At 71.8% G+C, this 26,828-nt stretch carries 23 protein-coding genes; 7 read left to right on the top strand and 16 right to left on the bottom strand.

All coding sequences use genetic code 11. The features are described 5' to 3' along the window. Nucleotides 1-23 precede the first annotated feature (23 nt). From ACZ32T_RS27505 to ACZ32T_RS27495, 3 genes are all read right to left on the bottom strand, one after another. Nucleotides 24-1,874, bottom strand: coding sequence for an outer membrane protein assembly factor BamB family protein (locus tag ACZ32T_RS27505; RefSeq protein ID WP_467369573.1), 1,851 nt, complete (start codon nucleotides 1,872-1,874; stop codon nucleotides 24-26). 353 nt (nucleotides 1,875-2,227) lie between these two features. Beyond that, nucleotides 2,228-3,841, bottom strand: a complete 1,614-nt coding sequence (locus ACZ32T_RS27500) for an outer membrane protein assembly factor BamB family protein (protein ID WP_467369571.1) — start codon at nucleotides 3,839-3,841, stop codon at nucleotides 2,228-2,230. Between the two features lie 112 nt (nucleotides 3,842-3,953). Continuing rightward, nucleotides 3,954-5,771, bottom strand: coding sequence for an ABC-F family ATP-binding cassette domain-containing protein (locus ACZ32T_RS27495; RefSeq protein WP_467268518.1), 1,818 nt, complete (start codon nucleotides 5,769-5,771; stop codon nucleotides 3,954-3,956). A 147-nt stretch (nucleotides 5,772-5,918) separates the two neighbouring features. On the opposite strand from ACZ32T_RS27495, the gene ACZ32T_RS27490 reads away from it, so the two are divergent. Further along, nucleotides 5,919-6,557 (top strand): lipoprotein, encoded by a 639-nt coding sequence (locus tag ACZ32T_RS27490; protein WP_467268520.1) that lies wholly within the window; start codon nucleotides 5,919-5,921, stop codon nucleotides 6,555-6,557. A gap of 75 nt (nucleotides 6,558-6,632) precedes the next feature. Here ACZ32T_RS27490 and ACZ32T_RS27485 read toward each other — a convergent pair whose 3' ends face one another. The 6 genes from ACZ32T_RS27485 to rsmI all read right to left on the bottom strand — a co-directional run bounded on the left by ACZ32T_RS27485 (nucleotide 6,633) and on the right by rsmI (nucleotide 11,468). Next, nucleotides 6,633-7,538, bottom strand: a complete 906-nt coding sequence (locus tag ACZ32T_RS27485; protein ID WP_467369569.1) for a 4-(cytidine 5'-diphospho)-2-C-methyl-D-erythritol kinase — start codon at nucleotides 7,536-7,538, stop codon at nucleotides 6,633-6,635. After that, nucleotides 7,535-8,407, bottom strand: coding sequence for a 16S rRNA (adenine(1518)-N(6)/adenine(1519)-N(6))-dimethyltransferase RsmA (rsmA, locus tag ACZ32T_RS27480; RefSeq protein ID WP_467268525.1), 873 nt, complete (start codon nucleotides 8,405-8,407; stop codon nucleotides 7,535-7,537). Before rsmA ends, ACZ32T_RS27485 begins: the two co-directional genes overlap by 4 nt. Nucleotides 8,408-8,416: 9 nt before the next feature. Beyond that, nucleotides 8,417-8,998 (bottom strand): ubiquitin-like domain-containing protein, encoded by a 582-nt coding sequence (locus ACZ32T_RS27475; protein ID WP_467369567.1) that lies wholly within the window; start codon nucleotides 8,996-8,998, stop codon nucleotides 8,417-8,419. Between the two features lie 118 nt (nucleotides 8,999-9,116). Next, nucleotides 9,117-9,983 carry a TatD family hydrolase gene (locus ACZ32T_RS27470; RefSeq protein WP_467369565.1) on the bottom strand — a complete coding sequence of 289 codons (867 nt, stop codon included), beginning with the start codon at nucleotides 9,981-9,983 and terminating at the stop codon, nucleotides 9,117-9,119. Between the two features lie 32 nt (nucleotides 9,984-10,015). After that, nucleotides 10,016-10,399: a hypothetical protein gene (locus ACZ32T_RS27465; RefSeq protein WP_467369563.1), complete on the bottom strand. Its 384-nt coding sequence runs from the start codon at nucleotides 10,397-10,399 to the stop codon at nucleotides 10,016-10,018. A 172-nt stretch (nucleotides 10,400-10,571) separates the two neighbouring features. Next, nucleotides 10,572-11,468, bottom strand: a complete 897-nt coding sequence (gene rsmI / locus ACZ32T_RS27460; RefSeq protein WP_467268534.1) for a 16S rRNA (cytidine(1402)-2'-O)-methyltransferase — start codon at nucleotides 11,466-11,468, stop codon at nucleotides 10,572-10,574. A 53-nt stretch (nucleotides 11,469-11,521) separates the two neighbouring features. Between rsmI and ACZ32T_RS27455 the strand changes: the two genes are divergently transcribed. After that, nucleotides 11,522-13,288, top strand: a complete 1,767-nt coding sequence (locus tag ACZ32T_RS27455) for a dolichyl-phosphate-mannose--protein mannosyltransferase (protein ID WP_467369561.1) — start codon at nucleotides 11,522-11,524, stop codon at nucleotides 13,286-13,288. Nucleotides 13,289-13,398: 110 nt separating this feature from the next. Continuing rightward, nucleotides 13,399-14,562 (top strand): TetR/AcrR family transcriptional regulator, encoded by a 1,164-nt coding sequence (locus ACZ32T_RS27450; RefSeq protein WP_467369559.1) that lies wholly within the window; start codon nucleotides 13,399-13,401, stop codon nucleotides 14,560-14,562. A 58-nt stretch (nucleotides 14,563-14,620) separates the two neighbouring features. Here ACZ32T_RS27450 and ACZ32T_RS27445 read toward each other — a convergent pair whose 3' ends face one another. Continuing rightward, nucleotides 14,621-15,829 (bottom strand): oxygenase MpaB family protein, encoded by a 1,209-nt coding sequence (locus tag ACZ32T_RS27445; protein WP_467268540.1) that lies wholly within the window; start codon nucleotides 15,827-15,829, stop codon nucleotides 14,621-14,623. Between the two features lie 336 nt (nucleotides 15,830-16,165). Between ACZ32T_RS27445 and ACZ32T_RS27440 the strand changes: the two genes are divergently transcribed. The 3 genes from ACZ32T_RS27440 to ACZ32T_RS27430 all read left to right on the top strand — a co-directional run bounded on the left by ACZ32T_RS27440 (nucleotide 16,166) and on the right by ACZ32T_RS27430 (nucleotide 19,278). After that, a complete protein-coding gene (locus ACZ32T_RS27440) occupies nucleotides 16,166-17,800 on the top strand; it encodes a penicillin-binding transpeptidase domain-containing protein (RefSeq protein WP_467369557.1) in 1,635 nt (544 codons plus the stop codon). Between the two features lie 120 nt (nucleotides 17,801-17,920). Further along, nucleotides 17,921-18,430, top strand: coding sequence for a YbaK/EbsC family protein (locus tag ACZ32T_RS27435; RefSeq protein ID WP_467369555.1), 510 nt, complete (start codon nucleotides 17,921-17,923; stop codon nucleotides 18,428-18,430). Further along, on the top strand, nucleotides 18,427-19,278 hold the full coding sequence (locus ACZ32T_RS27430) for an EamA family transporter (protein WP_467369553.1): 852 nt from the start codon (nucleotides 18,427-18,429) through the stop codon (nucleotides 19,276-19,278). The genes ACZ32T_RS27435 and ACZ32T_RS27430 overlap by 4 nt, the downstream gene beginning before the upstream one ends. Before the next feature lie 21 nt (nucleotides 19,279-19,299). Here the strand turns inward: ACZ32T_RS27430 and ACZ32T_RS27425 are convergent, their stop codons facing one another. The 5 genes from ACZ32T_RS27425 to ACZ32T_RS27405 form a co-directional block, all read right to left on the bottom strand. Next, complete coding sequence (locus ACZ32T_RS27425; protein WP_467268548.1) at nucleotides 19,300-20,094, bottom strand: SDR family NAD(P)-dependent oxidoreductase; 795 nt, start codon at nucleotides 20,092-20,094, stop codon at nucleotides 19,300-19,302. Beyond that, nucleotides 20,091-21,251, bottom strand: coding sequence for a serine hydrolase domain-containing protein (locus tag ACZ32T_RS27420; protein ID WP_467268863.1), 1,161 nt, complete (start codon nucleotides 21,249-21,251; stop codon nucleotides 20,091-20,093). Before ACZ32T_RS27420 ends, ACZ32T_RS27425 begins: the two co-directional genes overlap by 4 nt. Before the next feature lie 77 nt (nucleotides 21,252-21,328). Then, complete coding sequence (locus tag ACZ32T_RS27415; RefSeq protein WP_467268551.1) at nucleotides 21,329-22,099, bottom strand: energy-coupling factor ABC transporter ATP-binding protein; 771 nt, start codon at nucleotides 22,097-22,099, stop codon at nucleotides 21,329-21,331. Next, nucleotides 22,096-22,857, bottom strand: a complete 762-nt coding sequence (gene cbiQ / locus ACZ32T_RS27410) for a cobalt ECF transporter T component CbiQ (RefSeq protein WP_467369551.1) — start codon at nucleotides 22,855-22,857, stop codon at nucleotides 22,096-22,098. Before cbiQ ends, ACZ32T_RS27415 begins: the two co-directional genes overlap by 4 nt. A gap of 1 nt (nucleotide 22,858) precedes the next feature. After that, the gene (locus tag ACZ32T_RS27405) at nucleotides 22,859-23,917 is read right to left on the bottom strand and encodes an energy-coupling factor ABC transporter permease (protein ID WP_467369549.1); all 1,059 of its coding nucleotides are present in this window, start codon (nucleotides 23,915-23,917) and stop codon (nucleotides 22,859-22,861) included. 177 nt (nucleotides 23,918-24,094) lie between these two features. Between ACZ32T_RS27405 and ACZ32T_RS27400 the strand changes: the two genes are divergently transcribed. Continuing rightward, nucleotides 24,095-24,460 (top strand): SsgA family sporulation/cell division regulator, encoded by a 366-nt coding sequence (locus ACZ32T_RS27400; protein WP_467369547.1) that lies wholly within the window; start codon nucleotides 24,095-24,097, stop codon nucleotides 24,458-24,460. A 134-nt stretch (nucleotides 24,461-24,594) separates the two neighbouring features. Here ACZ32T_RS27400 and ACZ32T_RS27395 read toward each other — a convergent pair whose 3' ends face one another. Then, nucleotides 24,595-26,811, bottom strand: coding sequence for an MMPL family transporter (locus ACZ32T_RS27395; protein WP_467268559.1), 2,217 nt, complete (start codon nucleotides 26,809-26,811; stop codon nucleotides 24,595-24,597). Nucleotides 26,812-26,828: the final 17 nt, after the last annotated feature.

The following is a 26,828-nucleotide window of genomic DNA, read 5'->3' as shown; positions in this document are numbered from 1 at the left end:
ACTGGGGATGCCGTCGCCGGCCGTCACTTGCCGAAGGCCATCATGGTGGTTTCGCCCTCCGAGTCGTCGCGGCCGCTGACACGGTCGCTGACGATGAAGGAACGGCCGCCCGCGTAGGCGACCTCGGCCGAGTAGAACTTCTCGATCTGCGCCGTGGAGTCCGGGTGTTGCAGCACCGCCTTGGGCGCGCCTCCGGTGGGCGCGATGGCCGAGATCTCCCCGCCCTCGTCGTAGGAGGGCTCCACGTAGACCACGACGTTGCCGCCTTCCATCCGGAGCGGCTTCATGATGTGTCCGGCGGGGGCGGGGGCCCTCCACTTGACCTTGCCGGTGTTCAGATCGAACGCGACGACCTTGTTGGTGCGGGCGGTGCCGCTGCTGTCGTCCCCGGTCATCATGTAGAAACTGTTCGCGTCGGCGGTGACGCCCACGCAGCCTTCGAGCGTCTCCGTGAAGTTCAGGGTGCCTCCGCAGTCGACGGCGAGATTGTCCTTGCTCTCGATGGCCGGGCGGGTGCGGAGTGTGCCGTTCTCGTTGAGCGCGACGATGGTCCGCTTCTTCTCCTCGTACTGGATCAGCGAGACCACCAGCGGGTTCACCGAGTAGACCTTGTCGACCTCCAGGCCGCGCTCGACCTGGTACGTCCACTTGGCCTTGCCGGTGGCCGGATCGAGCTCCTGGACCTGCTGCTGCGGGTTGTCCAGGTCGCCGGTGCTGCAGTTGACCGCGGCGATCAGCTTGGGGCCGCCGGCGAAGGAGTACGGCTTGCAGTTGCCCGACGGGTTGCCGAACAGCTCCTTGCCGTCACTGACCCGGAAGGCGTTGGAGTTGCTCGTGCGGCCGATGGCCACGGTGTCCCCGCTGATCGCCAGACCGATGTTGGACATCATGTCGAAGTTGCCGTTCTTCTTGACCGGCTTCTTCCATCCGGCCTTGCCGGTGTTGAGGTCGATCATCTGGAGTACGGAGCAGTTCGCCTTGTCCGTGGTACCGCTCATCACGCCGATGACGATCTTGCCGTCGGCCGTGGCCGTCTCGGGAGCCGCGCACATGTCGGCGGGCAGCGGGAGGGTCCACTTCTCCTTGCCGTCGGCGACCGAGTAACCGGAGACCGAGCGGTACATGCCCTTGACGACCGTGTCCCCGACGATCCAGGGGCCGTACACGTCGGCGCCGTCGCGCGGGAGGTCGATGTCGTTCGCGGTGGTCCAGAGGACCTTCGCCTCGCCGTCCTTGCGGCCGGCGTTCAGGTCGTCGTTCGCCTCACGCCCGTCGCCCTTGCCGTCGCCCTGGTCGACGCCGGTCGAGGCGCTCGGGGCCGGGGCGCCGCTGCTGGTCCCGGCCACGGGCTTCTTCTCGTCGTCGCCACCGCTCGTCGCGAAGAAGACGCCGCCGCCGACCACGAGGAGCGCGGCGAGCGCCCCACCGATGATGACGGCGGGCTTGCCCTTGAAGGGACTGCCGCCGGAGCCGCCGGGCGTGGGTGCGGGAGCGCCGGGGTACTGCTGCTGCGGGTAGCCGTAACCGGGCTGCTGACCGTACGGGCCGGGCTGCTGACCGTACGGGCCGGGCTGCTGCGCGTACGGGCCGGCCGGTGCGCCGTAGGGTCCGGGCTGCTGGGCGTAGGGGCCGGGTGCCTGGCCGGGTGCCTGGGGGTAGCCGTAGCCGGGCTGTGCCCCGGGGGCCTGCGGGTAGCCGTAGCCGGGCTGCGCGGGCGGGGGTGTCTGCGGCGCCCCCGGCGGCGGGGTCTGCGGCGGTGCGGGCGGCATCTGCGGCGGAGCTGCCGGTGGTGGCGGCTGCTGAGGAGTGCCCTGCGGATCCTGCGGAGCCCCGAAGCCCCCCTGCGGCGGTTGATGGCTGGGCGGCTGGGTCATCAGCACGTCCCCCTTCGTGCGGTCCGGTGCCCGGTCCGGTCTCCCCCGCGATTCCGCTGGGCTCAGAGGATCAGGTGCGAGAAATCTCTGAATTCCCCCCGGAAAGGAGCGAATCGGGCATGGCTTCCGCGGCGTTACGACAGTCGAGCGGGGCTTCTTTGTACCACCCGCACCGCGCCCGGCACCGGATCGGTCCATCCCCTGTTCCCAAGGGAGAACCGGGCCGTGATGCCGCCGTTACGCGCCTGCGGTGGCCGCCCCGGGACCCGTGTCCCCGACGACCCGTCAACTGCGCCTGCGAAGGGCGGCGTTCGCCTCCGCGCCGTCCGCCGCGCGGCGGGCGGACTGCCCGCTCACTCGCCGAAGGCGAGCATCGTCTTCATGCTCATCTCGGTCCCGTCGTCCTCGGCGGTGCCGACGAGCGGCAGGGTGAGGAGGGAACGGCCGTCCTCGTAGTCGACCTCGGCGGCGGTCATGCCCGCCTCGATGGCGGCCGTCGACGCCGGATGGGCGAGCAGCGTCCGCGGCTCGCCGCCGGTGGGGGCGAGCGTGGCGATCTCGCCGCCCCGCGACGTCGTCGCGGCCACGTGGACGAGCAGCTTCCCGCCGTCCACGCGCATCGGTTCCATCCTCCGCCCGAGCGGGGCGTCGGCCGCCCACTTCTGCCGGCCGGTATCGAGGTCGAACGCGACGATCCGGTTGTCGGTGTCGAACTCGACGTGCTTCCGCTTGGTGGAGATGTAGAAGGTGTCGTCGTCCGCGGCGACTCCTTCGCAGTCGTCCCTGTTCCGGGAGACGACCAGGTAACCGCCGCACCTCACCTCGTAGCCGGCGAACCCGAGGTCGACGTCCCGGGTCCCCAGATCGATACCCGAACGGTAGGTGCCGTCGTCCCGCAGGGCGACGAGCCGCCACGCCTCGCCCTTCCCCGTCGCCACCACCAAGGGGCTGACCGAGTAGACCTGTTCGACGGACCAGCCCTTCTCGACGGCGTACCGCCACTTCAGCTTCCCGGACGCCGGGTCGAACTCCTGGACCTCGTGGCCCTCCGCGCAGTTCGCGAGGGCCACCATCCGGGGCCCGCTCACGAAGGAGTAGGACTGGCAGTCGCGGGGCTGGGCGGCGAACAGTTCCTGTCCGTCCTCCGCCCGGTAGGTGTGGACCTGTCCGGGACGCGCGAACGTCACCGTGGCGCCGTTCGCCGCCATGGCGGGGCGCCTCTGGATGTCAGGGTTGTTCGGCATGGACTTCGTCCAGCCCGTCTTCCCCGTCCGCAGGTCGATCATCCGCATGACCGAGCAGTCCGCGCCGGTGTCGCTCTTCTCCCCCTCGGTGACGACGACGATCTTGCCGTCCGTGGTGGGCAGCGTCGGTGCTCCGCAGATGTCCTCGGGCAGTCGCAGGCTCCACCGCACCGCTCCGTCGGACATCGAGTAGCCCGACACGGTGCGGTAAAAGGCCTTGGCGACGATGTCGCCGGCCCTCCACGGCCCGTACACGCCCATGGCCCGGCCCGGGAGGTCGACGCCCAGGCTCTGGACCCAGCGGACCTTCGCCTCGCCCGGCTCGCGGAGGCCGTCGAGCCGGGTCGCCAGTTCCGGGTCGCTCTCACCCTTGCCGTCGCCCTGGCCGGCCGTGGGCGCGGGTCCGGCGGCCGGCTCCTTGCCGTCGTCGTCACCGCTCAGGGCGAACCAGACGCCGCCCCCGGCCACCAGGACCAGGGCGAGCACGGCGCCGACGATCGCGCCGGTCCTGCCCTTGAAGCGGCCACCGCCGCCGGGCCCCGCCGGGCCCGTGACGCCGGACGGCTGCGGCGGACGGCCGTAACTCCCCTGCGCCGAAGGCCCGTACGGTCCGGGATGCGGGGCGTACGGGGTCGGCGGGTAGCCGTATCCAGGGGCGCCCGACGGCGGATCGTACGGTGCGCCGAAGCCTTCCTGCGGTTGCGGCCCGGCAGGCTGAGTCATCGGCGGAGTCCCCCTCGTACGGTCATGGTTCCGCAGGGTCACGCCAACCCGGACGGGCCTACTTTCTACCACCCGCCCGGGCGCGGCCTCCGGGCCGTACCGGGGCCGCCCGTCAGGCGTCCTCGGCCAGTTCGAGCCAGCGCATCTCCAGCACGTCCCGCTCCGCGACCAGTTCACGCAGCTCGGCGTCGAGCGCGGCGACCTTCTCGAAGTCGGTGGCGTTGTCGGCGATCTGCGCGTGCAGCGTCGTCTCCCTGGTCGACATCTTGTCGAGCTGCCGCTCGACCTTCTGGAGTTCCTTCTTCGCGGCACGCGCGGCCTGCGGCGAGACGGCCTCCGCCGGAGCGGCCCTGGGAACCGAGGACCCGGCGGCGGACGCGGGTGTCGCCGTCTCCTCCATGCGCTGCCTGCGCTCGATGTACTCGTCGATGCCGCGCGGCAGCATCCGCAGCGCACGGTCGCCGAGGAGCGCCATCACCTTGTCCGTGGTCCGCTCGATGAAGAACCGGTCGTGGGAGATCACGATCATCGACCCGGGCCAGCCGTCGAGGAGGTCCTCCAGCTGGGTGAGCGTCTCGATGTCCAGGTCGTTGGTGGGCTCGTCGAGGAAGAGGACGTTGGGCTCGTCCATCAGCAGCCGCAGGATCTGCAGTCGCCGCCGCTCGCCGCCGGACAGGTCTCCGACGGGCGTCCACTGCTTCTCCTTGACGAAGCCGAACTGCTCGCAGAGCTGGCCGGCCGTCATCTCGCGGCCCTTGCCGAGGTCGACCCGGTCGCGCACCTGCTGGACGGCTTCGAGCACCCGCAGTTTCGGGTCGAGCTCGGCGACCTCCTGGGAGAGGTAGGCGAGCTTGACGGTCTTGCCGACGACGACCTTCCCGGCCGCGGGCTGTACGTCGCCCTGGCTGCGGGCCGCCTCCGCGAGCGCCCGCAGCAGCGAGGTCTTGCCCGCGCCGTTCACGCCGACCAGGCCGATGCGGTCACCGGGGCCGAGCTGCCAGGTGAGGTGGGTGAGGAGCGTCTTGGGCCCGGCCTGGACGGTGACGTCCTCCAGATCGAAGACGGTCTTCCCGAGGCGGGCGTTGGCGAACTTCATCAGCTCGCTGGTGTCGCGCGGCGGCGGCACGTCGGCGATCAGCTCGTTGGCGGCCTCGATGCGGTAGCGCGGCTTGGACGTACGGGCGGGGGCGCCACGTCGCAGCCAGGCCAGCTCCTTGCGCATCAGGTTCTGCCGCTTGGACTCCTCGGTCGCGGCGATCCGCTCCCGCTCGGCCCGCGCGAAGACGTAGTCGCTGTAGCCGCCCTCGTACTCGTGGACGGCGCCCCGCTGGACGTCCCACATGCGGGTGCAGACCTGGTCCAGGAACCACCGGTCGTGGGTGACGCAGACGAGCGCGGAGCGCCGGGTCCGCAGGTGTCCGGCGAGCCAGGAGATGCCCTCGACGTCGAGGTGGTTGGTGGGCTCGTCGAGGACGACCAGGTCCTGTTCGGCGATCAGGAGCTTCGCCAGCGCGATACGGCGCCGCTCGCCGCCGGAGAGCGGGGCGATGACGGTGTCCAGGCCGTGCTCGAAGCCGGGGAGCGCGAGGCCCCCGAAGAGGCCGGTCAGGACGTCGCGGATCTTGGCGCTGCCGGCCCACTCGTGGTCCTCGAGGTCGCCGATCACCTCGTGCCGGATGGTGGCCTGGGGGTCCAGCGAGTCGTGCTGGGTGAGGACACCCAGGCGGAGCCCGCCGTTGTGGGTGACCCGGCCGGTGTCCGCGTCCTCCAGTTTGGCGAGCATCCGGATGAGCGTCGTCTTGCCGTCGCCGTTGCGGCCGACGACGCCGATCCGGTCGCCCTCGGACACCCCGAGGGATACACCGTCGAGCAGGGCACGGGTGCCGTACACCTTGCTGACCTGCTCGACATTGACCAGATTGACGGCCATTTCACTCCTGCCTCGGGGGTCCTCGCGTCGGGGACCGCTCGACGTCCCAGAGTAGTCGCCGCGCGGGGTGCGATAGCGTGCGGCGATCGATCATGGGGAGTAACCCCAGGTCGGAGCGGTTCGGAACATCTGTGGGGTGGGGACTTCATGATGCGTGGCGCGGGGCGGGCCCTGGTTTCGGCGGTCGTGGTGACGGTGGCGGTGGCGGGCTGTTCGTCGTCGCCGGGCGGCGGTGACACGGGCAAGAACGGGGACCGCGTCCCCTCGAAGGCCGCGGAGAGTCCCGCTGTGGCGAAGGGCGCCACGCTGGGCGCCCCGGGCTCGGCCTGCGAGCTGCCGGTGACGTTCGCCCTGGCGGCGGACTGGACGCCGGAGGCCGTGGAAGTGGATCCCGGCTCGGAGCTCGCGGAACTGGGGCAGCAGGGCTCGGCCACGATGGTCTGCGAGATCGACGCCAAGCCGGCCGGGAACATCGGCTATCTCCGGGTGTGGCAGGGCGAGGGCTCCGGCACCACCCCGCGAGCCGCGCTGGAGGATTTCCTGGCCGGCGACACGAATGCGTCCGAGGCGTCGTTCAAGGCGACCGAAGCGGGGTCGGTGGCAGCCGCGGAGGTCACCTACACGGTGACCGTCGAGCTGCTGGACGAGCGGAAGACGGAGCGCGCCTTCGCCGTCGCGACGCCGGACGGCCCGGTAGTGGTGCACCTGGGCGGGCTGGACTCCCAGGAGCACAAGGCGATGCTCCCTGCGTACGAGCTGGCGAAGAGGACCCTGGAGCTGGGCTGACCCGGGCCCGCTGCCCGCGGCTGCGTCCCTTGCCCCTCCGGCCTGCACACACCGAATCGCCTCCGGCCGCTGCCGCTACGGTCGCTGAACCGTCGCTCCCGCCGCCGGGGAGACGGCCACCCGGGCCTCGCGGCAGGTGCCGGACGCCAGCAGCGCGTCGGCCACCTTCCGCGCGGACTCCTCGTCGGCGGTGAGGAAGGCGGTGGTCGGCCCGGATCCCGAGACCAGTGCGGCCAGGGCGCCGGCGGCGGTGCCCGCGGCGAGGGTGCCGGCCAGCGAGGGGCGCAGGGAGAGGGCGGCGGCCTGGAGGTCGTTGCCGAGGGCGCCCGCGAGTGCGGTGGTGTCCCCCTTGCGCAGGGCGGCCAGGAGTGCGGGGGAGGCGGTCGGCTCAGGCACGTCGGTGCCGGCGGTGAGCCGGTCGAACTCGCCGTAGACCGCCGGGGTGGAGAGTCCGCCGTCGGCGACGGCGAAGACCCAGTGGAAGCTTCCGCCGACCTCGACGGGCGTCAGCTGCTCACCGCGTCCGACGCCGAGTGCCGCCCCGCCGATCAGGCTGAACGGCACGTCGCTGCCCAGCTCGGCGCAGATCGCCAGGAGTTCCTCCTGGGTGGCGCCGGTGGCCCAGAGCGTGTCGCAGGCCAGCAGGGCGGCGGCGCCGTCGGCGCTGCCGCCCGCCATGCCGCCGGCGACGGGGATGTCCTTGGCGATGTGGATGTGCACATCGGGGGCGATGCCGTGCCGGGCGCCGAGCGCGATCGCGGCGCGGGCCGCGAGGTTCGTGGCGTCCAGCGGGACCTGGCCGGCGTCCGGTCCCGAGCAGGTGACGCGCAGGGTGTCGGCGGGGGTGACGGTGACCTCGTCGTAGAGGCCGACGGCGAGGAAGACGTTGGCCAGGTCGTGGAAGCCGTCGGGGCGGGGTGCGCCCACCGCGAGCTGCGCGTTGACCTTGGCGGGTACGCGGACGGTGACGCTGCGGCTCATGCGGAGGGCTCCGGCTTGTTCTCGGCGATGGCGGCGAACTCCTCGACGGTCAGCGCCTCGCCGCGGGCCTGCGGCGAGATCCCCGCGGCGGTCAGGGCGGCCTCGGCGGCCGGCGCGGAGCCCGCCCAGCCCGCCAGTGCCGCGCGGAGCGTCTTGCGGCGCTGGGCGAAGGCGGCGTCCACGACGGCGAAGACCTCGGCCCTGCTCGCGGTGGTGCGGACCGGTTCCGCGCGGCGGACCAGGGACACCAGGCCCGAGTCGACGTTGGGCGCGGGCCAGAAAACGGTGCGGCCGATCGACCCGGCGCGCTTGACGTCGGCGTACCAGTTGGCCTTGACCGACGGCACTCCGTAGACCTTGTTGCCGGGCCGGGCGGCCAGCCGGTCGGCGACCTCGGCCTGGACCATCACGAGCGTCCGCTCGATGGTGGGGAAGCGCTCCAGCATGGTGAGCAGGACGGGCACCGCGACGTTGTACGGCAGGTTGGCGACGAGCGCGGTCGGCGCGGGGCCGGGCAGCTCCTTGACCAGCATCGCGTCCGAGTGGACCAGGGCGAAGCGGTCGGTGCGCCCAGGCAGCCGGGCGGCGACCGTGGCCGGCAGGGCGCCCGCGAGCACGTCGTCGATCTCCACGGCGACGACCCGGTCGGCCGCCTCCAGCAGGGCCAGGGTCAGCGAGCCCAGGCCGGGCCCGACCTCGACCACCACGTCGTCGGGCCGCACCTCGGCGGTCCGTACGATCCGGCGGACCGTGTTGGCGTCGATGACGAAGTTCTGGCCGCGCTGTTTGGTGGGGCGTACGCCCAGCGCTGCGGCCAGCTCGCGGATGTCTGCGGGGCCCAGGAGGGCGTCGGGCTCTGTGGTGCTCACCCGTTAAGCCTACGGCCGCCGTGGCAGCCAGGGGGCGCCGCCCGGCACAGGGCCGAAGCCGCGTGCCTCCCGGCGGACGACGACCTCGTCGCCGTCGTCCAGGGCCGTGGCGGGGGCGGGGGCGACGGTGTCGCGGGTGCCGACGGTGACGCCCTCGGCCTCCAGGAGCTCCCCGACGTCGTCCGCGAAGGTGTGCAGGGTGCGTGATGTCCCGTCGACGTCGACGCGTACGGCCTTGTCCTGGGCGAGGAACCCGGCGGTGCCGCCCGCCAGGACGGCGACGACCAGGGCGCGGGGGACGATCCGCCGCAGGGCTTCCGGCGCGCCGACGCCCGCGGCACGCCGGTGGCGCCGGGCCGCCCGGTGTCCTCCGGTCGCCCTCCGCGGGGCCGGCCGACGGGGCACCAGCGGGGTGTCCAGCACGGTCGGGTCATGGACCGGCAGGGGGCCGGGCCGGAGCCCGGCGACGATCGTCCGCTCCTCGTGGAGGGAGCGCGGCGGCGCCGGGGGCGGGAAGGGGGGCCTCGCCGGGGCCTGCCCCGTACGCCGACTGCCGCGCGCCGCGCGGTGACTGCCCTGTGAATGGCCCACGACGCTCCAGACGTTCCGGCCTGCCGTCCCCGTTGCGCGGGCACGATAGCGGTCCCCCCGTAACCGTGCAAAGTCGTACGATTACCCTAAGTGCCGCCCGGAGTGTGTGTGTCGGCCCTCAGAAGTCGAACGCGCGCGCGGTGTTGTCGTAGACGGCGGCGGCCAAGGTGTCCTCGTCGGTGCCCCTCACCTCGGCCATGGCACGGAGCGTGACCGGGATCAGGTAGGGCGCGTTGGGCCGTCCGCGGTACGGGGCCGGGGTGAGGAAGGGGGCGTCCGTCTCGACGAGCACGAGTTCGGCGGGGGCGACGGCCAGCGCGTCGCGGAGCGGCTGCGCGTTCTTGAAGGTGACGTTGCCCGCGAAGGACATGAAGTACCCGGCCGCCGCGCAGATCCGGGCCATCTCGGCGTCACCGGAGTAGCAGTGGAAGACGGTCCGCTCCGGCGCCCCGGCGTCGGCGAGGATCCGCAGCACGTCCGCGTGGGCCTCGCGGTCGTGGATGACCAGTGCCTTGCCGTGCCGCTTGGCGATCTCGATGTGGGCACGGAAGGACTCCTCCTGGGCGGCCATGCCCTCGGGACCCGTACGGAAGTGGTCGAGCCCGGTCTCGCCGACCGCGCGTACGTGGCCGAGGGCGGCCAGCGCGTCGATCTCGGCGAGCGCCTCGTCGAGGGCGGCCCTCCCGCCCGGCTCCCTGACCCCCTGCCGCGCCGAGCCCTCCGGGTCCCCGTGCACGATGCGGGGCGCCTCGTTGGGGTGCAGCGCGACGGAGGCGTGCACGGCGGGGTGTGCGGCGGCGGTCTCGGCGGCCCAGTGGGAACCCTTCACGTCGCAGCCGACCTGGACGACGGTGGTGACGTTGACCGCCGCGGCTCTGGCCAGCCCTTCCTCGACCGTTCCGTCCTGCATGTCGAGATGGGTGTGGGAATCGGCGACCGGGACCCTGAGGGGTTCGGGGAGCGGCGGGGCTTCGGTACGGCTCATGCCCCCGACTCTACGAGGGCCTGAGCTCTCTCTCAGCGCCGGTGGAAGGGGCGGAGCAGATCGGACAGCTGCCAGTGGTGCGATCCGGAGCCGGCAGCCGGGGCGGCGGTGGCCACGGACATCTCCGCGGGGGCCTCCTGGCGACCGGCCGTGGTCAGCGGGGGCCGGAGCAGCTGCTGGACGGTGGAGACCCGGCCGGCCCGCATGATCCGCACCACGTGGCCGCCGCAGTTCGCGCATGCCGGGGTGGACAGCGGCGACGGCACGCGCTCCCCGTCCGCCTTGTACACGACGAACGCGTTGCCCAAACCGTCGACGTGGTGCTCTATCTCGTAGGCCTGTTCCCAGCCGTGTCCGCACCTCATGCACGCGAAGGCGTACGCCTCGTGCGCGGTGCCTGCTGCGATCTCACTCATGCCTGCTCCTCTTGTCCGGTGGACAAGCACTCCGGACAAGCACTCCGGATGGTGCGTTCCACCCTCAAGTGGACGCCTTCGCCGACGGCGGTGCACCAGGTCTGCCGAGTGTTGGAACGCTTTTGGCCGTTTCGTGGCCGAACGGCCCGGTACGCGGCTCAGGCTTTACCTTTCAGGTTAGTCCTTTGCCCTGCTCCTGGCCGGTCCGAGCCGCGTTCTTTGCCGCGACCACCGCATCGAACACCTCGCGCTTGGGCAGCCCCGCCTCGGCGGCGACCGCGGCGATGGCCTCCTTGCGCCGCTCCCCCGCCTCCTCGCGCACCTGCACCCTGCGCACCAGCTCGGCGGCGTCCAGTCCTTCGTCACCGGAGTCCGTGGCGCCCTCGACCACGACGGTGATCTCGCCGCGCACCCCCTCGGCGGCCCAGACCGCCAGCTCGCCCAGCGGGCCGCGCTTCACTTCCTCGTACGTCTTGGTCAGCTCCCGGCACACGGCGGCCCTGCGGTCCGCCCCGAACGCCTCGGCCATCGCGGCCAGGGTGTCGTCCAGCCGGTGCGGGGCCTCGAAGAAGACCATCGTGCGGCGCTCGTCCGCGACCTCGCGCAGCTTGCCCAGCCGTTCGCCGGCCTTGCGCGGCAGGAAGCCCTCGAAGCAGAAGCGGTCCACGGGCAGCCCGGACAGTGCGAGCGCGGTCAGCACGGCCGACGGGCCCGGTACGGCGGTGACCTTGATGTCCTGTTCCACGGCGGCGGCGACGAGCCGGTAGCCGGGGTCGGAGACGGACGGCATCCCGGCGTCCGTGACCAGCAGGACACGCGCGCCGCCGACGAGGGCCTCGACGAGTTCGGGCGTACGCGCCGACTCGTTGCCCTCGAAGTAGGACACGACACGCCCCGTCGTGCGGATACCCAGCGCCTGGGTGAGCCGGCGCAGCCGCCGGGTGTCCTCGGCGGCCACGACATCGGCCGTCTCCAACTCGGCGGCGAGCCGTGGCGGGGCGTCCGCCACGTCGCCGATGGGGGTCCCTGCGAGTACGAGCGTTCCAGTCGTTCCAGTCACATCGGCCATCCTCCCAGCACGGGCGGCACCCCTCGCACAGATGCGTTCCCTACGATGGCGCGGTGACGAGTACTGCGCCCGAGGCCCAGCAGGGCAACGACGCCGGGGATCACACCGGCGACCAGCCGCCTTCCTGGCAGCAGCGGCTGCGCCGCTTCGGCCATTCCCCACGGCCGGAGACGGGGCTGCGCGAGCGCCTCGACCCGCCCTACGCCCGCCCCGGCCGCCAGTTCTGGAAGGTGCTCGCCGTGCCGCCGGTCCTCGCCGGCCACCTGGTGCGCTGGTCCGCCTGGGGCGGGCCGCTGCTGGTCGCCCTGGTCGCCGGGGTGCTGCGGTTCTGGAACCTGGGCAGCCCGAAGGCGGTGATATTCGACGAGACCTACTACGCCAAGGACGCCTGGGCCCTGGTCAACCAGGGGTACGAGGGCTCCTGGCCCAAGGACGTCGACAAGCTGATCCTGCGGGACCCGTCCTCGGTGGACATCCCGGTGGACCCGGGTTACGTCGTCCATCCGCCGGTCGGCAAGTGGATCATCGGGTTCGGCGAGCAGATGTTCGGGTTCACCCCGTTCGGCTGGCGCTTCATGGTGGCGCTGCTCGGCACCCTCTCGGTCCTGATGCTGTGCCGCATCGGCCGCCGGCTGTTCCGCTCGACGTTCCTGGGCTGCCTGGCGGGCACCCTGCTGGCCGTGGACGGACTGCACTTCGTGATGAGCCGCACCGCGCTGCTCGACCTGGTGCTGATGTTCTTCGTGCTGGCGGCCTTCGGCTGCCTCCTCATCGACCGTGACCGGTCCCGCCGCAAGCTGGCCGCGGCGCTCCCGGTCGACGAGGACGGGATCCTGCGCCCGGACGCCCACATCGCCGAATCGCTCCGCCTCGGGTGGCGCCCGTGGCGGATCGCGGCCGGTCTGATGCTCGGCCTGGCCTTCGCGACGAAGTGGAACGGGCTCTACATCCTGGCGGCGTTCGGTGTGATGGCGGTGCTCTGGGACGTCGGCGCGCGTCGCACGGCGGGCGCCGTGCAGCCGTACAGGGCCGTGGTCCTGCGGGACCTGCTGCCGGCGTTCGTCTCCACGGTGCCGGTCGCGATCGGTACCTACCTCGTCTCGTGGACCGGCTGGATCGTCACGGACAAGGGGTACTACCGCGACTGGGCGGCCACCGAGGGCAAGGGCGGCAGCTGGACGTGGCTGCCGGACTGGCTGCGCAGCCTCTGGCACTACGAGAACCAGGTCTACGACTTCCATGTCGGCCTGACCTCCGGCCACACCTACCAGTCCAATCCGTGGAGCTGGATCGTGCTGGGCCGCCCCGTCTCGTACTTCTACGAGGAGGAGACGGGCTGCCTGGAGTCCACCAGCGGCAAGTGCGCCCGCGAGGTCCTGGCGCTCGGCACCCCGCTGCTCTGGTGGGCGGCGTGCGTGGCGCTGCTGTACGTGCTGTGGCGCTGGGCCTTCCGCCGCGACTGGCGGGCCGGCGCGATCGCGTGCGGGGTGGCGGCGGGCTGGGTGCCCTGGTTCTTCTACCAGGAGCGGACGATCTTCCTCTTCTACGCGGTCGTGTTCGTGCCGTTCCTGTGTCTGGCGGTCACGATGATGATCGGCGCACTCCTGGGCCCTGCGGCCGGCACGGGTACCAAGCACCGTCTCGGCATGGACACCGCCGATCCCACGGGTGAGCGCAGACGCACGCTGGGCGCGATCGCGGCGGGGGTCCTGGTGCTGCTGATCGTCTGGAACTTCATCTACTTCTGGCCGATCTACACGGGCACGTCGATCCCGGAGGACGCCTGGCGCGACCGGATGTGGCTGGACACCTGGGTGTAGCGGGGTGCGGGCCGAGGGTCCGGCGGTGTGCGCCGAGGGAGCCCAATCCCCCGTGTGCGCGTGTGATTGACTCCTGGCATGGCCCCGTATCCGCTTCCACCGGCCCGGCCGTGACCGATCCGGCCGCGGCCACCCGGCCCCGCAATCGCAGGCAGCTCATCGTCGAGGCGGCCGGCCGGGTCTTCAGCGAGCACGGGTACCACGCGGCGTCCATGGAGAAGATCGCGGCCGGCGTGGGTATCACCGCGGCGGCCCTGTACCGGCACTTCCCGAACAAGTACGCGCTGTTCGCCGAGTGCGCCGACGTCACGGCGCAGCGGCTCGTCGCCGCGCTCGACGAGGTGCCGCCCGGGGCCCCCCTGGCGGAGGTCGTCGACGCCGTCACCCGCGTCACCGTCGCCCATCGCGCGTCGGGCGGGGTGTACCGGTGGGAGGCCAGGTACCTCGGGACCGAGGACCGCCGGCGCCTCATGGCGAAGTTCGGGCACGTCGTCGGGCGGGTCGACGGGGCGGTGCGGCGCGCGTACCCGCTGCCCGGCGGGCGCCTGCGGGCCATGGCGGCTCTCGGTGCGATCGCGTCCATCACGATGCATCACACCTCGATCGCCCAGCGCCGGGCCGAGGACCTGCTGTCGGCGTCCGCGCTGCGTGTGGCCGCGACCGACACCGCGAAGGCGCCCAGGAGCGGCGCGCGTTCCGTCGAGTTGCCCGCACGGACGGTGCCGCGTACGCGACGCGCGGAGATCCTCGCGGCCGCCGTCCCGCTGTTCGCTCGGGACGGCTTCGCCAGCGTCACGAACGGGCAGATCGCGGAGGCGGTGGGGCTGGCGCCGTCGGCGCTCTACCGTCACTACGACGGCAAGGTCGGCATCCTGGCGGCGGCGTGCCTCCAGGCGGCGGGGCTTCTGGCCCAGGGTGTGGAGCAGAGCCTGCGGGGGGTGGCCGGCCCGCACGACGCGGTGGCCGCGCTGGCGGCGACGTACGTGGCCTACAGCTTCGAGTACACCGCGCTCAACAGCGTCGCCGAGGCCGAACTCGTCGGCCTGCCGGGAGAGCTGCGGCGGTCGTTGGTCCTCGCCCAGCGTGAACACATCGCCGTCTGGGAGCAGCAGTTGCGGCTGGCCCGCCCGGAGTTGGACCCCCGTCAGGCCCGGGTGCTGGTGCACGCGGGGTTCGGGGTGGCGGTCGAGGCCGGACGCGCACTGCGGTGGCGGGACGGCCAGGACCGTCGTGACGCCGTGACCGCGCTGGTCGTGGGGGCCCTGGGCGTCTGAGGGGGCATCGGGGGGCGCCCGGGAGCGCCCGCCGATGTCCCCCCGGGGCCGGGGTGATTCAGCTCGTCGGCCTGTTCCCGGTCGGGATCGTGATCGGGGTGGTGGTCCCGGATCCGCCCTTGTTGAGGAACAGCATGGCCAGGGCGCGCACGAACTGGTCGAGCATGTAGAAGGCGCCGGGCATGACCGGTGACAGCCCCTCGCGGAACAGGATGAAGGCCGGCCACGCGGTGCGGACCAGGGCCGCCGCCGCGTAGTCGCGCGGGAGTTTCAGCCAGTCGCCGACCTCGTCGCTCAGGGCGTAGCGCACGAACTCGTTCAGGAAACCGCGCGTCACACCGAGGTCGATCTCCGCGGTCAGGCCGAGCAGCACCTCCGCCAGGTCGAGACCCTCGGGCGTCGGGGCGAGGATCGGGGTGAGCACCTGTGCCGACTGCGCTTCCGCGGCCGCCCAGGTCTTCGGGATGTACTCGGCCGGCACCCCGAGCAGGTGGATGGCGACCTGCCAGGAGTGCAGGAACGCCTCCTCGTCCGCGGCCGACATCGGGATCTTCCAGTCACGCATCTTCCTGTGCACGTAAGTGCCCAGGCTGTGGAAGGTGACCAGGATGTCGGCGACGCTGATCGGGATGGTCTGGTCGGCGCCGTTCTTCCAGTGCGGCGACTGCGGAAGCAGGTGGCGTACCGCTCCGTGCACCAGCCGTGTCTTGTTGGCGGTGACGATGAACTGCCCCGACGGCTCGAAGGCGCGCAGCTCGGACAGGTCGTAGCCGAAGGTGAACGTCTTGGCCGCGCGGTCCTTCATGTCGGCGCCGCCGAAGGACCAGTAGACGCTTCTGGCCTCCCGCGGGATCACGGTGCTCATGATCCCGCTGCCGAGGCCGTAGAGCATGAACAGGTAGGTGTCCTTGCGCCGGTTGAAGTCGGCGGCGCGGGTCAGTTTCGCGGTGTCGGCCCACGAGGGCAGCTTGTTGAAGGTCCGCAGATGCGCGGTGAGGGCGGCCGGCAGTCCGCTGGGCAGCGGATCGCCGTTGTTCACCCACTTCTCCATCGCGGTGTTGACCGAGGGGATCCGGCCGTTCTCGAGCAGCGACGCCATGAGGGGGTCCGTCGCGCTGTCCCAGACGTACTCCGGATCGGCTCCCGAGCCGGTTCCGGCCACCGAGTCCGCCGATGTCCACGCCCATGCCTTGGCGGGGGCCGCCACCCCCACCAGGCCGAGCGCGGCACCGAGGGACAGGATGCTTCGCCTGTTGAGATCGTGCATTTACTTACCCACTTCCCTGCTGGAACCGGACGGCGCTGTGCACCTTGTCCGGCTTGCGAGTTGCGCTGTCGCCACGTTCGGGATAGTGCTGAGCAATGTGATTCTGAATTAACATAGCGAGGCGTGTCATCGTCGGCAATGCTCGCGACCGACCCCGTGCGGCCGAGCATCGGCGATGCGCGTCCCCGCCGAGGCCAGGGCGTCGGGGCGAGGCTTCCGGGGGCATCCCAGTCCGGTAACAACCCCCTCCAGGTTCACTCCCGTCCCGTAAAGTGCCGAGAGAGCGGTCTTCTTGAACATGTTCAAGAAGGCTTCCTGGGGAGGGGGACTGCACAGATGCGCAGTGGAGCGAAGGTCGCCGTGATCGGCGGAGTGTTCGTACTGGTGGCCGGAGGACTCGGCTACGGCGTGTACGAGGTGGTGCTCGGAGGGGACGGGTCCGGGGGCATGGGGACCGCCTCGGAGTCCTCCGAGGTGAAGACGGGGCCGCCGGGCAAGGAGGAGATCGAGGAGACCGCCAAGGGCTTCCTCGACGCGTGGGCGTCGGGTGACGCGTCGGCCGCCGCCCTGCTCACCAACAACGAGTCCGTCGCCGAGCCGCTGCTGGCCGGTTACGCCGACGAGGCGCACGTCACCAAGGCGGTGATCACGCCGGGTGCCGCCGTCGGCACGAAGGTGCCGTACACGGTCAAGGCGACCGTCTCCTTCGAAGGGAAGACCAAGCCCTGGTCGTACTCCTCGGAGCTGACCGTGGTGCGCGGCCTGACCACCGGCAAGGCGCTCGTCGACTGGCAGCCGACGGTGATCCATCCGGAGCTCACCGAAGGGGCGTCGCTGAAGACCGGCGAGTCCTCCTCTGCGGCGATCGAAGCCGTCGACCACAACGGCAAGGTGCTCGACAAGGAGACGTACCCGTCGCTCGGGCCGATCCTGGACAGCCTGCGCGAGAAGTACGGTGACAAGGCGGGCGGTTCACCGGGGATCGAGACCTGGATCGAGCCCGCCGACGAGAAGCTGCCGGACACCACGCTGCTGACGCTCGCCAAGGGGAAGCCCGGCAAGCTGCAGACGACGCTCGACGCGGACGCCCAGGCGGCGGCCGAGAAGGCGGTCAAGCAGTTCAGCGGGGCGTCGGTCGTCGCCGTGAAGCCGTCCACGGGCTCCATCCGCGCCGTCGCCAACAACCCGGCGACCGGCTTCAACGCGGCGATGCAGGGCAAGCAGGCGCCCGGCTCCACGCTGAAGATCATGACCGCCGCGATGCTCCTGGAGAAGGGCCTGGTGACGGCGGGCGGTGCGGCGGAGTGCCCGAAGGAAGCGACCTGGCAGGGACGTACGTTCCACAACCTGAAGAATTTCGAGCTTCCCGCCTCCAGCAACTTCACCACGAGCTTCGCCCGCTCGTGCAACACCGCCTTCATCAAGAAGATCGACGACACCAAGGACGACGCCGCGCTCGCCAAGGAGGCCAGGGACGTCTTCGGAATAGGCCTGAACTGGCAGACCGGCGTGGTCTCCTACGACGGCAGCGTGCCCGAGGAGACCGGCGGTGAGGCGGCGGCGCAGTACATAGGCCAGGGCACCGTCCAGATGAACGCGCTCAACATCGCGTCCATCACGGCGACCGCCCGCACAGGAACGTTCCAGCAGCCCGTCATCGTCCCGCGGTCACTGGACGACCGTCAGCTCGCCACCGCGTCCCGCTCCCTGTCCCAGAACGTCACCGGGCAGCTGAACGACATGATGCGGGCCACCGCCTCCTGGGGCACCGGCAAGGCGGCCATGGCCTCGGTGGGCGGTGACAAGGGCGCCAAGACGGGCTCGGCCGAGGTCGACGGGCAGGGTACGTCCAACAGCTGGTTCACCGGCTTCAGCGACGACCTCGCGGCGGCGGCGGTCGTCCAGTCCGGCGGCCACGGCGGCGACGCGGCCGGCCCGGTGGTCGCAGCGGTGCTGCGCGCGGGTTCCTGAGGCAGGACCCGGGTGCGCGGATCGCGCGCCCCCGGGCCTCCCGCCGGCCGGCCGGGCGCGCAAGGGGCTGCCGGGGGAACGCTGTGGTCCGCCCCCGGGGCCGTTGAGTAGCGTGCGCCCATGAGCACTCCCGGGACCACCCCCTCCACGACCTCGTCCGATGCCCACCCCCGGTTCGCCGAAGCCCTGCGGGAGCTGGGCCTGGACGTCGAGGTACGCCGCTTCCCCGACGCCACGCGCACCGCGGTCGAGGCCGCCACGGCGATCGGCTGCGAGCTCAGCCAGATCGTCAAGTCCCTGATCTTCGAAGCGGACGGTGTGCCCGTCCTGGTCCTGATGGACGGCTCTTCCCGGGTGGACGTCGAGTGTGTGCGGGCGGAGCTCGGCGCCGGAAAGGTCAAGCGGGCAGGAGCCGAACTGGTCCGGGAGACCACCGGATACGCGATCGGCGGGGTCCCGCCCTTCGGGCACCGTACGAGGACCCGGGTGCTGGCCGACCGGGGGCTGCTCGGCCACACGACGGTCTGGGCAGCCGCGGGCACCCCGCACACGGTCTTCCCGCTCGACCCCGGGAGCCTGGTCGAACTCGCGGGCGGCACCGTGGTGGACGTGCGGGAGGACACGGCGTGACGCCCCTGGTGGCGTCGGCCGTCCTGGCCGCCGCGATCACGCACGCCAGCTGGAACGCCATCGCCCACGCCATACGTGACCAGCTGGTGTCCTTCACCCTGATCTCCGGCGGCGGGGCGCTGATCGGGCTCGTGCTGGCCTGCTTCGCCCCGCTCCCGGCCGCCGGCGCCTGGCCGTACCTCCTCGTCTCCGCGGGTCTGCACGTGGCGTACATGCTGTTGCTGATGCGCTCGTTCACCCTGGGCGACTTCGGCCAGATGTATCCGATCGCCCGGGGCACGGCCCCCCTCGTCGTGACGGTCCTGGCCGCCGTGTTCGTCGGGGAGCGCCCGGACGGCTGGGCGACGGCGGGCGTCGCCGTGGCCTCGGCGGGGCTCGTCGGGCTGGCGCTGTGGGGCATCCGGGGCTCCGGCAAGCGTCCCCACTGGCCCGCGATCCTGGCGGCCCTCGCGACGGGCCTGGCCATCGCCGGCTACACGACGGTCGACGGTGTGGGGGTGCGTGCCTCGGGGACACCGATCGGCTACATCGCCTGGCTGATGATCCTGGAGGGGATCGCCATCCCCGCTTACGCGTTCTGGCGCCGCCGGGGCGAACTGGTCCCCCAGCTCACCCCGTTCGCCGTACGGGGGCTGCTGGGCGCGGCCCTGTCGGTCACCGCCTACGGTCTCGTCCTCTGGGCGCAGACGATGGCGGCGCTCGCTCCGATCGCCGCGCTCCGGGAGTCCTCGATCATCGTGGGCGCCGCGATAGGGGCCCTCTTCTTCAAGGAGCGGTTCGGGGCCCCGCGGATCGCCGCGGCCGGCCTGATGGTGGTCGGCATCGGCCTGATGCTGCACACGAGTTGAGCGGTCCGGACCGGCAGGGCGTCACCGCTGTACCGATGCCCCGTCCATCGCCGCGCGGAAGGCGGTGTTGACGGCGAGCAGTCCGCCGTCGACCCGCAGCGTGGTGCCGGTGATCCAGGCCGCGTCCCGGGAGGCGAGGAAGGCGACGGCGGACGCGATGTCGTCCGGCTCGCCGACCCGCCCGAGTGGATAGAGCGCGGCGGCCCGTTCCAGCTCGGCGTCACGGCCCGCCCAGGCGTCCGTACGGATCGTGCCGGGCGCCACGAGGTTGACGCGGACGCCGCGCGGTCCCGCATGGCCGGCGAGGGTGCGGGTCAGGCTGGCCAGGCCCGCCTTCGCGGCGCTGTAGGCGTGGCCCCCGAAGTCCTGTTCGCCGTTGACAGAGCCGATGTTGACGACGGAGCCCCGACCGGAGGCCACCAGGTGCGGCAGTGCGGCGCGGGAGCAGCGGTAGGGACCGGTCAGGGTGATGTCGAGGCTGCGGGCCCAGACCTCGTCCGCCTCGTCCTCGAAGAGCGGGGCGTCCTCGTGGTCGGCGTAGGCGTTGTTGACCAGGACGTCGAGCCGTCCGAAGGCGGCGACCGCGTGGTCCACCGCCGCCTCGACCGCCGCCCGGTCGCCCACGTCGCAGGCCAGGGCTTCGGCGGTGCCGCCCGTGTCGCGGATCCCCGCCGCCGTGCGCCCGGCGCGGCCGGCGTCCAGGTCGGTGACGAGGACGGCCGCCCCCTCGGAGGCGAGCCGGCGGGCGGTGGCCGCCCCGATGCCCTGTCCCGCACCGGTGAGGAGGGCGGCGTATCCGTCGAGGCGAGGAGTCATAGCGCCGACCGTACTGCCCGGACCAGGGCCTGGGCACGCGGATCGGCGGTAACTCCCTTCTGCAGACCGTTCGTCACATAGCCGAGCGCTATGCCCGCTTCGGGGTCGGCGAAGCCCAGCGAACCACCGCGGCCTGGGTGCCCGAACGACCCCGGGCCGAGCAGCGGCGCCGCCGGGCCGTGCAGCATGTAGCCGAGGCCGAAGCGGGTGCTGACGACCAGCACGCGGTCCGGCCCCGCGGACTCCTCGGTGCGGGCCAGGGTGAGGGTGGCGGGGGCGAACAGCCGCTCTCCGTCGACCTGGCCGATCATCGCGGCGTAGCAGCGGGCCAGGCCGCGCGCGGTGGCGACGCCGTTGGAGGCGGGGAGTTCCGCCGCGCGGTAGTCCGGGGCGTTCTCGTCGGGGAAGGGGTCGATCGCTCCGAAGGCGCGGCGGGTCAGCGAGGCCGGATCGGCGTAGGCGTCGACGACGGAGCGCTTGGGGCGCATGCGCAGGGCGCCGCCGACCTGGGCCGGCGGGGGTTCGACGGGACCGATCCGCCCGATGCGGTGCGCCTCGTCGGCCGGGAGCCCGAACCAGAAGTCCAGGCCGAGCGGGCGCCCGATCTCCTCCGCGACCCAGCGGCCGATGGTCCGCCCGGTGACCCTGCGCACCAGTTCACCGACGAGCCAGCTGTAGGTCTGGGCGTGGTACCCGTGGTCGGTGCCGGGCTCCCACTGGGGCCGCTGCGCGGCGACGGCCGCGGCTCCGGTGGTGCCGTCCGCCGCCTCCTGGGGTGTCAGCGCCCTGTCGAGGGCGGCCAGCCCGGCCCGGTGGGCCAGGAGATGGCGTACGAGGACGCGTTCCTTGCCGTTCGCCTTGAACTCCGGCCAGTACGTGCCGACGGGGGCGTCGAGGTCGACCTGTCCGCGCTGGTGCAGCAGCAGCGGCACGGCGGCGGCGATGCCCTTACCGGCGGAGCGGACGATCTGGACGGTGTCCACGGCCCAGGGTTCGGTGCCGTCGACGTCTCTCGTACCGGCCCACAGGTCCACGACCTTGCGGCCGTGGTGGTAGAGGGCGACGGCCGCTCCCCGTTCGCCGCGCTGTTCGAAGTTTCTGACGAAAGCGTCCCGTACCGCCTCGAATCCCGGCGCCACCGTGCCCCGTACGTCCACACCTGCTACCGCGCTCCCGCTCATCCCCCCATGGTGCATCGCGCCGCAGGTGGAACGGGTGGCGGGTCACCTCCTGTTCACGAACGCGGTACGGACACGGAACGCGGGTCGAAGCCGAAGGGCAGCTCCAGCCGGTGCCTGCGCATGAGGTCTTCGTCGCACAGGAGGTCGTGCGTGCGGTCGTCGGCGGCGATCACCCCTTCGCTGAGGATGACGGCGCGGGGGCAGAGTTCGAGGGCGTACGGCAGGTCGTGGGTGACCATCAGCACGGTGACGTCCAAGGCGCGCAGGATGTCGGCGAGTTCACGCCGGGAGGCCGGGTCCAGGTTCGAGGACGGCTCGTCCAGGACGAGGATCTCCGGCTCCATGGCGAGGACGGTGGCGACGGCGACCCGGCGGCGCTGGCCGAAGGAGAGGTGGTGCGGGGGCCGCGCGGCGTACTCCTCCATGCCGACCTGCTTGAGCGCGGTCATGACCCGCTCCTCCAGTTCGGGTCCGCGCAGGCCGGCCGCGGCGGGCCCGAAGGCGACGTCCTCGCGGACCGTCGGCATGAAGAGCTGGTCGTCGGGGTCCTGGAAGACGATGCCGACGCGGCGGCGGATCTCGGCGAGGTGCCGCTTCTCCACCGGCAGCCCGGCGACCCGGACGGTGCCGGCGCCCGCGTCGAGGATGCCGTTGAGGTGGAGGACGAGGGTGGTCTTGCCCGCGCCGTTGGGGCCGAGCAGCGCCACGCGTTCACCGCGGGCCACGGTCAGATCCACGCCGAAGAGGGCCTGGTGGCCGTCGGGGTAGGCGTAGGCGAGGCCGCTGACCTCCAGGGACGGCGCGGGGGCGGTGGGCAGGCTCATACGGTCCATCCCAGCAGACATACGACGAGGGCGAGCACGGGGAGCGCCGCGGCGTGCGCCCACTGGGTGCGGGAGGCGGTCACTTCGTCGATCACGGGCATGGTGCCGGTGTAGCCGCGGCTGACCATCGCGAGGTGGACGCGCTCGCCGCGCTCGTAGGACCGGATGAAGAGGGCGCCCGCCGTCTTGGCGAGGACGCTCCAGTGCCGTACCCCGCTCGCCTCGAAGCCACGGGAGCGCCGGGCGATCGACATCCGGCGCAGCTCGTCGGTGATGACGTCGCCGTACCGGATCATGAAGGACGCGATCTGGACGAGCAACGGCGGCAGCCGGAGCCGCTGGAGGCCGAGCAGCAGGGAGCGCAGCTCGGTGGTCGAGGCGAGGATCACCGAGGCCGCCACGCCGAGGGTGCCCTTCGCGAGGACGTTCCAGGCGCCCCAGAGGCCGGGAACGCTGACGGGGACGCCGAGCAGTTCGGTCTGCTCCCCGGGCACGACGAACGGCATGAGCAGCGCGAACGCCACGAACGGCACCTCGATGACCAGCCGCTTCAGCAGGAACCCGGCCGGGATCCGGGCCAGAGCGGCGACGGCGGCGAGCAGCAGCGCGAACAGCCCGAAGGCCCAGACGGCTTCGCGCGGGGTGGAGACGACGACCACGACGAAGCAGAGGACGGCGGCGAGCTTGCAGTGCGGCGGCAGGGCGTGGACCGGTGAGCGCCCGTGCCGGTAGAGCTTGTGCGCGTGGCCGGCGCCCATCTCAGACGGACCCGGTGGTGTGGGATGCGGGGGTCTCCGGCGCCCGGCGCCTGCGCACGGCCCAGAAGACGCCGCTGCCGACGGCGACGGTGGCACCGACGCCGATCACTCCGGCGAGGCCTCCGGAGACGCGGGCGTTGCCGACGTCCTTGACGCCGTAGTCGGCGAGCGGGGAGCCGGCCGCGTCGTGTTCCTGGACCTTCTCGTCGATGCCCTTGTCGGCGGCGACCTTCTCCAGACCGTCGGGGTCGGCGGAGGCGTAGAAGGAGACGAAGCCCGCGAGGACGAGAGCGGCGGCGAGGCCCGCGGCCCAGACCCTGCGCGTGGAGCGGGCGGCCGCCGGAGCGGGGGAGGGGGCCGGCGCGGCCGGCGCGTCGACGAGTTCGCCGTCGACACGGAGCTTGAGCGGGGCGGCGAGCCCGCGCGCCCCGTGGACCAGGTCGGGGCGCACCGCGATCACGGCGCCGACGGTCAGCGCGGTGATCGCGGCCTCCCCGATGCCGATCAGGACATGGACGCCGACCATCGCGGTGAGCACCTTGCCGATGGGTACGTCGGTGGTGCCGCCGATCGCGTAGATGAGGGTGAACGCGACGGCGGCGGCCGGCACGGAGACGAGCGCGGCCACGAAGGCGGCGGCGGTCGTCGAGCGGCGGGTGCGGGGCAGCACACGGGTCAGCCCGCGGAAGAGCGCGTAGGCGACGACGGTGGTGACGACCCCCATCACCGTGATGTTCACGCCGAGCGCGGTGAGGCCGCCGTCGGCGAAGAGGATGCCCTGCATCAGCAGGACGACCGCTATACAGAGCAGCCCCGTGTAGGGGCCGACCAGGATCGCTGCCAGGGCCCCGCCCAGGAGGTGTCCGCTGGTGCCCGCCGCGACCGGGAAGTTCAGCATCTGCACGGCGAAGACGAACGCGGCGACGAGCCCGGCCAGTGGTGCGGTCCTCTCGTCCAGTTCGCGTCGGGCGCCGCGGAGACCGACGGCGACCGCGCCCGCGGCGACGACACCTGCGACAGCGGAGACAGGTGCGTTGATGAAACCGTCGGGTACATGCATGGAGTGGCTCCGCTTCGAGCGTTACTGCTGGCGGGGTCGGCAAACGCTCCATGATAGGGCTCTGTTGCGAATAGTGCGCAAGAGCGCAGGAATGACAACTACACCCACCCTCAACATGCCCAAATGGGAATATATGGGACATTAGGGGGAGAGATTTTCACACAGGAGGAGCCGGCCATGTCCCTCGTGATCCAAGAACTCGCCCGAGCCCGGCTCATCACCGACGGCCCGGACCCCCGGCCGGTCCCCGTCGAACTGCGTTGCGACCCCGAGGAGCCGGGGACCGTCCACGTCCGCCTCCCCGGAGGCGCCGACCGCTCCTTCGGCCTCGACCTCCTGGAACGCGGGCTGCGCTCCCCCGTCACTCGCGACGACATACGGATATGGCCGTGCGGCCGGGCCCAGCTGATCCTGGAACTGCACTCCACGGACGGTGTCGCCGTCCTCCAGTTCGACGTCGCACCCGTCATCCGCTTCCTGGCGCGGACCCGCGCGCTGACGGCGAAGCGCCCGGCGGCCGCCGCCCCCGTCACCCCCGCCTGAGCAGGGACGAGCCCCCGTGCCGCGTGCACGGGGGCTCATCGTCGCCCCGGTCCCCCGTCCCCACAGGTGACCGGCGCTCCGGGGTCGCGCTCCGCTCATCCACTCAGCAGCAGACCCCGGGGTTCATCGGTGCGTCAGGCGCGGACCAGCTCCCGCTCCCCGCCGCCCTCGGCCGGGCCGTCGCCGGAGAGGTCCTTGCGCAGACCCTCGCCCTCGACGTCCACGTTGGGCAGCACACGGTCCAGCCAGCGCGGCAGCCACCAGGCGCGCTTGCCCAGCAGGGCGAGCACCGCCGGCACGATGGCCATGCGTACGACGAAGGCGTCGAAGAAGACGGCGATGGCGAGCGAGAAGCCGATCATCTTGATCATCTGCTCCGAGGAGCCGATGAAGCCGGCGAAGACGGCCATCATGATCACAGCGGCTGCCGTGACCACCCGGGCCCCGTGCTTGAAGCCGGTGACGATCGCCTGACCGGGCGTCTCCCCGTGGACGTACGCCTCGCGCATCCGGGTGACCAGGAAGACCTCGTAGTCCATCGCGAGGCCGAAGACCACACCGACCATGAAGATCGGCATCATGCTCATGATCGGACCGGTCTGCTCGACCCCGAAGAGCGATCCGAGCCAGCCCCACTGGAAGACCGCGACGACTGCGCCGAGGGCCGCGACCACCGAGAGCAGGAAGCCGAGGGCCGCCTTCAGCGGGACGAGGACCGAGCGGAAGACCACCATCAGCAGCAGGAACGCCAGGCCGACGACGAGTGCCAGATAGGGCAGCAGCGCGTCGTTCATCTTCTGCGAGAAGTCGATGTTCATGGCCGTGGCGCCGGTGACCAGCACCTCGGCACCGGTCTCGCTCCTGACGTCCTCACCCGCGTCGCGGATGGCGTGGACCACGTTCTCCGTATCGACGGAGCTCGGCCGGTCCTTGGGGATGACCGTGATGGTCGCGGTGTCGCCGGCCTTGTTGAAGGTGGCCGGAGTGACGGCGGCGACGCCGCCGGAGCCTTCGATCTCGTCGGAGACCCTGTTCACCGCGCCCTTGCCGTCGGAGCTGTTACCGGTGTCGACGACGACCATCAGCGGACCGTTGAACCCGGGGCCGAAGCCGTCGGAGAGCATGTCGTACGCCTGGCGCTGCGTGGTCGACTTCGGCTGGGCGCCGTCGTCCGGCAGACCCATCTCCAGCGAGGCGGCGGGTACGGCGATCGCGCCGAGGCCGAGAACACCCACCAGCAGCACCCACACCGGGCGGCGCAGCACGAACCGGGCCCAGCGGGTGCCCATGTTCGGCTTCGCCTCGGGCTTGTCCTGCGCCTCTGCGGCCTTACGCGCCTTGCGGCCCATGACCCGCTTGCCCGCGAAGCCCAGCATCGCCGGTACGAGGGTCAGTGCGATGAGGACGGCGATGGCGACGGTGCCCGCGGCCGCGAAGCCCATCTTGGACAGCATCGGGATGTTGACGACGGCGAGGCCGACCAGGGCGATGACGACGGTCAGACCGGCGAAGACCACCGCGGATCCCGCCGTTCCCACGGCCCGCCCGGCGGCTTCCTCACGCTCACGCCCCTCGGCCAGTTCGGCTCGGTAGCGGGAGACGATGAACAGCGCGTAGTCGATGCCGACGGCGAGGCCGATCATCATCGCGAGGGTCGAGGTGGTGGACCCCAGGTCCAGGACGTTGGCCAGCGCGGTGATCGAGGCGACCCCGATGCCCACCCCGACGAGGGCGGTCAGCAGCGGCAGCCCGGCGGCGATCAGCGAGCCGAAGGTGATGACCAGGACGACGGCGGCGACGGCGACGCCGATGATCTCGGTGACTCCCGTCTCCGGCATCACCTGGAGCGCGTCACCACCGATCTCGACCTGCATGCCGCTGCTCTGCGCGTCGTGCCCCACCTCCTCCAGGGCCTCACGCGTCCCGTCGGTGAGCTCCATGGAGCTCACCTTGTAGGAGACGGAGATGTACGCGGTGGACCCGTCCTTGCTGACGGCGTTCGCCCGGTACGGGTCGGCGACCGAGGCGATCTGGTCCGAGCCGGACTTCAGCTCGCCGACGATCCCCTGGATCTCGGCCTTGTTGGCCGCCGAGGTGACCTTCTCGTCCTCGGGCGCCTTGAAGACGACCCGGGCGGTCGCGCCGTCGGCGCTGCCTCCGGGGAAACGTTCCTCCAGCAGGTCGAAGGCGCGCTGGGCCTCCGTGCCGGGGATCGAGAAGGAGCTGGAGGTGGCGGTCGACGCGGAGGCGGCGCCGAACCCGGCCAGCGCCAGCAGTGCCACCCAGATCAGGGCGACGTAACGGCGGCGCCGGAAGGCGAGCCGTCCCATTTTGTACAGGAATGTAGCCACGGAGGGGTACTCCCGGT

It is taken from the genome of Streptomyces sp. NPDC023573 (assembly GCF_055559735.1).
The sequence above is the reverse complement of the archived record's forward strand: the minus strand, read 5'-3'. Positions and strand labels throughout refer to the sequence as shown.

Coding starts and splice junctions, on each gene's coding strand:
- ACZ32T_RS27505 (WP_467369573.1), bottom strand. CDS start 1,874: ATGACCCAGCCGCCCAGCCATCAACCGCCGCAGGGGGGCTTCGGGGCT.
- ACZ32T_RS27500 (WP_467369571.1), bottom strand. CDS start 3,841: ATGACTCAGCCTGCCGGGCCGCAACCGCAGGAAGGCTTCGGCGCACCG.
- ACZ32T_RS27495 (WP_467268518.1), bottom strand. CDS start 5,771: ATGGCCGTCAATCTGGTCAATGTCGAGCAGGTCAGCAAGGTGTACGGC.
- ACZ32T_RS27490 (WP_467268520.1), top strand. CDS start 5,919: ATGATGCGTGGCGCGGGGCGGGCCCTGGTTTCGGCGGTCGTGGTGACG.
- ACZ32T_RS27485 (WP_467369569.1), bottom strand. CDS start 7,538: ATGAGCCGCAGCGTCACCGTCCGCGTACCCGCCAAGGTCAACGCGCAG.
- ACZ32T_RS27470 (WP_467369565.1), bottom strand. CDS start 9,983: ATGAGCCGTACCGAAGCCCCGCCGCTCCCCGAACCCCTCAGGGTCCCG.
- ACZ32T_RS27465 (WP_467369563.1), bottom strand. CDS start 10,399: ATGAGTGAGATCGCAGCAGGCACCGCGCACGAGGCGTACGCCTTCGCG.
- rsmI (WP_467268534.1), bottom strand. CDS start 11,468: ATGGCCGATGTGACTGGAACGACTGGAACGCTCGTACTCGCAGGGACC.
- ACZ32T_RS27445 (WP_467268540.1), bottom strand. CDS start 15,829: ATGCACGATCTCAACAGGCGAAGCATCCTGTCCCTCGGTGCCGCGCTC.
- ACZ32T_RS27440 (WP_467369557.1), top strand. CDS start 16,166: ATGCGCAGTGGAGCGAAGGTCGCCGTGATCGGCGGAGTGTTCGTACTG.
- ACZ32T_RS27435 (WP_467369555.1), top strand. CDS start 17,921: ATGAGCACTCCCGGGACCACCCCCTCCACGACCTCGTCCGATGCCCAC.
- ACZ32T_RS27425 (WP_467268548.1), bottom strand. CDS start 20,094: ATGACTCCTCGCCTCGACGGATACGCCGCCCTCCTCACCGGTGCGGGA.
- ACZ32T_RS27415 (WP_467268551.1), bottom strand. CDS start 22,099: ATGAGCCTGCCCACCGCCCCCGCGCCGTCCCTGGAGGTCAGCGGCCTC.
- cbiQ (WP_467369551.1), bottom strand. CDS start 22,857: ATGGGCGCCGGCCACGCGCACAAGCTCTACCGGCACGGGCGCTCACCG.
- ACZ32T_RS27405 (WP_467369549.1), bottom strand. CDS start 23,917: ATGCATGTACCCGACGGTTTCATCAACGCACCTGTCTCCGCTGTCGCA.
- ACZ32T_RS27400 (WP_467369547.1), top strand. CDS start 24,095: ATGTCCCTCGTGATCCAAGAACTCGCCCGAGCCCGGCTCATCACCGAC.